This is a genomic window from Arthrobacter sp. B2a2-09 (assembly GCF_027587375.1).
Taxonomy (GTDB): domain Bacteria; phylum Actinomycetota; class Actinomycetes; order Actinomycetales; family Micrococcaceae; genus Arthrobacter.
This window is the reverse complement of the sequence record NZ_JAMXIC010000054.1, coordinates 1-5,307: the sequence shown is the minus strand read 5'-3', so window position 1 is coordinate 5,307 and position 5,307 is coordinate 1. Positions and strand designations below refer to the sequence as shown.

The window sequence follows — 5,307 nt, the reverse complement described above, 5'->3', positions numbered from 1 at the left end:
TGAATGGTTGTCCGGCGGTGTCCTACTCTCCCACACCCTCCCGGGTGCAGTACCATCGGCGCTGTGGGTCTTAGCTTCCGGGTTCGGAATGGGACCGGGCGTTTCCCCCACGCTATGACCGCCGTAACCCTGTTACCCGATCCCGCCGCACACACGGTGTGCGGGGGTGGGAAGACTTGGTGGTTACAACAATTGTGGTGTTGTTATTCAGTTGTGTTTTGTTCCTGGAGCAACGGGTTGTTGTTCGGGAACCACATAGTGGACGCAAGCAGTTGTGTGTTTGTGTGGTGTAAGTTATCGGCCTATTAGTACCGGTCAGCTTCAACAGTCTTTAGTCCTGTCTTCCACATCCGGCCTATCAACCCAGTGGTCTGGCTGGGGGCCTCTCACACACGAGGTGTCTGGAAATCTCATCTTGAAGCGAGCTTCCCGCTTAGATGCTTTCAGCGGTTATCCCATCCGAACGTAGCTAATCAGCGGTGCACTTGGCAGTACAACTGACACACCAGAGGTTCGTCCGTCCCGGTCCTCTCGTACTAAGGACAGCCCTTCTCAAATTTCCTGCGCGCGCAGCGGATAGGGACCGAACTGTCTCACGACGTTCTAAACCCAGCTCGCGTACCGCTTTAATGGGCGAACAGCCCAACCCTTGGGACCTACTCCAGCCCCAGGATGCGACGAGCCGACATCGAGGTGCCAAACCATGCCGTCGATATGGACTCTTGGGCAAGATCAGCCTGTTATCCCCGAGGTACCTTTTATCCGTTGAGCGACGGCCATTCCACAATGTACCGCCGGATCACTAGTCCCGACTTTCGTCCCTGCTTGAGATGTCTCTCTCACAGTCAAGCTCCCTTGTGCACTTACACTCGACACCTGATTGCCAACCAGGCTGAGGGAACCTTTGGGCGCCTCCGTTACTTTTTAGGAGGCAACCGCCCCAGTTAAACTACCCATCAGGCACTGTCCCTGACCCGGATCACGGGCCGAAGTTAGATGTCCAAAGTGACCAGAGTGGTATTTCAACGATGACTCCACCCGAACTGGCGTCCGGGCTTCAACGTCTCCCACCTATCCTACACAAGCCACTCCGAACACCAATACCAAACTATAGTAAAGGTCTCGGGGTCTTTCCGTCCTGCTGCGCGTAACGAGCATCTTTACTCGTACTGCAATTTCGCCGAGTTTATGGTTGAGACAGCGGGGAAGTCGTTACTCCATTCGTGCAGGTCGGAACTTACCCGACAAGGAATTTCGCTACCTTAGGATGGTTATAGTTACCACCGCCGTTTACTGGGGCTTAAATTCTCAGCTTCGCCTTGCGGCTAACCGGTCCTCTTAACCTTCCAGCACCGGGCAGGAGTCAGTCCGTATACATCGTCTTGCGACTTCGCACGGACCTGTGTTTTTAGTAAACAGTCGCTTCCCCCTGGTCTCTGCGGCCCCGATCCCCTCCCACCAGCAAGTGGTGTTCAAGGTTGGGGCCCCCCTTCTCCCGAAGTTACGGGGGCATTTTGCCGAGTTCCTTAACCATAATTCTCTCGATCGCCTTGGTATTCTCTACCTGATCACCTGTGTCGGTTTGGGGTACGGGCGGCTAGAACCTCGCGCCGATGCTTTTCTAGGCAGCATAGGATCACCGGATCCCCCCTTGCGGGAGTCCCATCAGATCTCAGGAACGTCATCAAAGACACAGCGACGGATTTGCCTATCGCTGACCCTACATCCTTAGACCGGGGCAACCATCGCCCGGCCCGGCTACCTTCCTGCGTCACACCTGTTAATACGCTTACCTCCCGGGATCAGGTCCCGCGCTCGGCCAAAACCCGCACACCACAAGGGTGATTGGGCAGGCTCCGGGCGGTTAGTATCCCCCGCTTGGCATGGGCGGTCCTTCGCCGGTACGGGAATATCAACCCGTTGTCCATCGACTACGCCTGTCGGCCTCGCCTTAGGTCCCGACTTACCCAGGGCAGATTAGCTTGACCCTGGAACCCTTGATCATTCGGCGGACGGGTTTCTCACCCGTCTTTCGCTACTCATGCCTGCATTCTCACTCGTGTAGGCTCCACCGCTGGTTTACACCGCGACTTCACCGCCCACACGACGCTCCCCTACCACTCCAGACGACTGAACCACGAAGGCTTGTCTACTATCTGAAATCCACAACTTCGGCGGTGTACTTGAGCCCCGCTACATTGTCGGCGCGGAATCACTTGACCAGTGAGCTATTACGCACTCTTTCAAGGATGGCTGCTTCTAAGCCAACCTCCTGGTTGTCTTCGCAACTCCACATCCTTTCCCACTTAGCACACGCTTAGGGGCCTTAGTTGGTGGTCTGGGCTGTTTCCCTCTCGACTATGAAGCTTATCCCCCACAGTCTCACTGCTGCGCTCTCACTTACCGGCATTCGGAGTTTGGCTGACGTCAGTAACCTTGTAGGGCCCATCGGCCATCCAGTAGCTCTACCTCCGGCAAGAAACACGCAACGCTGCACCTAAATGCATTTCGGGGAGAACCAGCTATCACGGAGTTTGATTGGCCTTTCACCCCTACCCACAGCTCATCCCCTCCATTTTCAACTGAAGTGGGTTCGGTCCTCCACGACGTCTTACCGTCGCTTCAACCTGGCCATGGGTAGATCACTCCGCTTCGGGTCTAGATCACGCCACTACACTCGCCCTATTCAGACTCGCTTTCGCTACGGCTACCCCACACGGGTTAACCTCGCGACGTAACACTAACTCGCAGGCTCATTCTTCAAAAGGCACGCCGTCACAACTACAAGGCTGCTCCGACGGATTGTAAGCACACGGTTTCAGGTACTGTTTCACTCCCCTCCCGGGGTACTTTTCACCTTTCCCTCACGGTACTGGTCCGCTATCGGTCATTAGGAAGTATTTAGGCTTATCAGGTGGTCCTGACAGATTCACACGGGATTTCTCGGGCCCCGTGCTACTTGGGATCCTCTCCAGGCGGCACACAACATTACGGTTACGGGGCTAACACCCTCTCCGGCCGGCCTTTCAAGACCGTTCACCTATGCCTGTACTCTCACCCCACCGGTCCGGCAGAACCAATACGGAAAGTCCCACAACCCCGCCCATGCAACGCCCGCCGGCTATCACACATGGAACGGTTTAGCCTCATCCGCGTTCGCTCGCCACTACTAACGGAATCACTCTTGTTTTCTCTTCCTGCGGGTACTGAGATGTTTCACTTCCCCGCGTTCCCCCCACGCACCCTATGTGTTCAGATGCGGGTCACCAGATCACGCAAGCGCGTCTGGCGGGGTTTCCCCATTCGGACATCCTGGGATCACCGTTCGGTTATCAACTCCCCCAGGCTTATCGCAGATTCCTACGTCCTTCTTCGGCTCCTAATGCCAAGGCATCCACCGTGTGCCCTTAAAAACTTGACCACACAAGATCAAAAAACTTTTTCGAGAGAACCACGGAAACCGTGCCACACCAAAGCATGACCGGATCCAGGTTCATAAAAAGAAATTGCTGTAAGACACACACACCCCACCACCCCCAAAAGAGGCAATGACCATGCGCGTGCCTAGATGCTCGCGTCCACTATGTAGTTCTCAAACAACAACCCCGTACCACACCCCCCGCACCCCGCCACCCCCCAAAAGGAGCAACGATGAACGCACAGGACAATGCAGCCAGGAAACCAGAAACACACAAACCCGGAACCACGCAACCCCCGAAAAGGATTACGCACCCCGGCCCTGTTGCCTCAGGACCCAACAGTGTGCCAAACACGAAAACCAGACACCCCCGCCCCGCACCGTTCCAAAACACTCAAAGAGCATCCGTACTAAGGGCAGGAAAGAAACACCCGGCCGCTATCTGCTGATATTCCACCCATGAGCACCCACCGCAGAACAGACGCCTGCGCAATGGGCTTTGCTTCCACACACCCCCCACCATCCATGCGGAAGGAGAAGGGGCGATAATGGTGCTCCTTAGAAAGGAGGTGATCCAGCCGCACCTTCCGGTACGGCTACCTTGTTACGACTTAGTCCCAATCGCCGGTCCCACCTTCGACGGCTCCCCCCACAAGGGTTAGGCCACCGGCTTCGGGTGTTACCAACTTTCGTGACTTGACGGGCGGTGTGTACAAGGCCCGGGAACGTATTCACCGCAGCGTTGCTGATCTGCGATTACTAGCGACTCCGACTTCATGGGGTCGAGTTGCAGACCCCAATCCGAACTGAGACCGGCTTTTTGGGATTAGCTCCACCTCACAGTATCGCAACCCTTTGTACCGGCCATTGTAGCATGCGTGAAGCCCAAGACATAAGGGGCATGATGATTTGACGTCGTCCCCACCTTCCTCCGAGTTGACCCCGGCAGTCTCCTATGAGTCCCCGCCATCACGCGCTGGCAACATAGAACGAGGGTTGCGCTCGTTGCGGGACTTAACCCAACATCTCACGACACGAGCTGACGACAACCATGCACCACCTGTAAACCGACCGCAAGCGGGGCACCTGTTTCCAGGCGTTACCGGTTCATGTCAAGCCTTGGTAAGGTTCTTCGCGTTGCATCGAATTAATCCGCATGCTCCGCCGCTTGTGCGGGCCCCCGTCAATTCCTTTGAGTTTTAGCCTTGCGGCCGTACTCCCCAGGCGGGGCACTTAATGCGTTAGCTACGGCGCGGAAAACGTGGAATGTCCCCCACACCTAGTGCCCAACGTTTACGGCATGGACTACCAGGGTATCTAATCCTGTTCGCTCCCCATGCTTTCGCTCCTCAGCGTCAGTTAATGCCCAGAGACCTGCCTTCGCCATCGGTGTTCCTCCTGATATCTGCGCATTTCACCGCTACACCAGGAATTCCAGTCTCCCCTACATCACTCTAGTCTGCCCGTACCCACTGCAGAACCGGAGTTGAGCCCCGGTCTTTCACAGCAGACGCGACAAACCGCCTACGAGCTCTTTACGCCCAATAATTCCGGATAACGCTTGCGCCCTACGTATTACCGCGGCTGCTGGCACGTAGTTAGCCGGCGCTTCTTCTGCAGGTACCGTCACTTTCGCTTCTTCCCTACTGAAAGAGGTTTACAACCCGAAGGCCGTCATCCCTCACGCGGCGTCGCTGCATCAGGCTTTCGCCCATTGTGCAATATTCCCCACTGCTGCCTCCCGTAGGAGTCTGGGCCGTGTCTCAGTCCCAGTGTGGCCGGTCACCCTCTCAGGCCGGCTACCCGTCGTCGCCTTGGTAGGCCATTACCCCACCAACAAGCTGATAGGCCGCGAGTCCATCCAAAACCGCAAAAGCTTTCCACCACCA

The 5,307-nt window shown here is 56.2% G+C and carries 3 rRNA genes; all 3 read right to left on the bottom strand.

Annotated features, from left to right (window positions below):
* Positions 1–9: 9 nt before the first annotated feature.
* A 5S ribosomal RNA gene (gene rrf, locus NFJ07_RS25380) occupies positions 10–126 on the bottom strand.
* Between the two features lie 158 nt (positions 127–284).
* Positions 285–3,421, bottom strand: a 23S ribosomal RNA gene (locus NFJ07_RS25375).
* A 559-nt stretch (positions 3,422–3,980) separates the two neighbouring features.
* A 16S ribosomal RNA gene (locus NFJ07_RS25370) occupies positions 3,981–5,307 on the bottom strand; the annotation flags it as partial.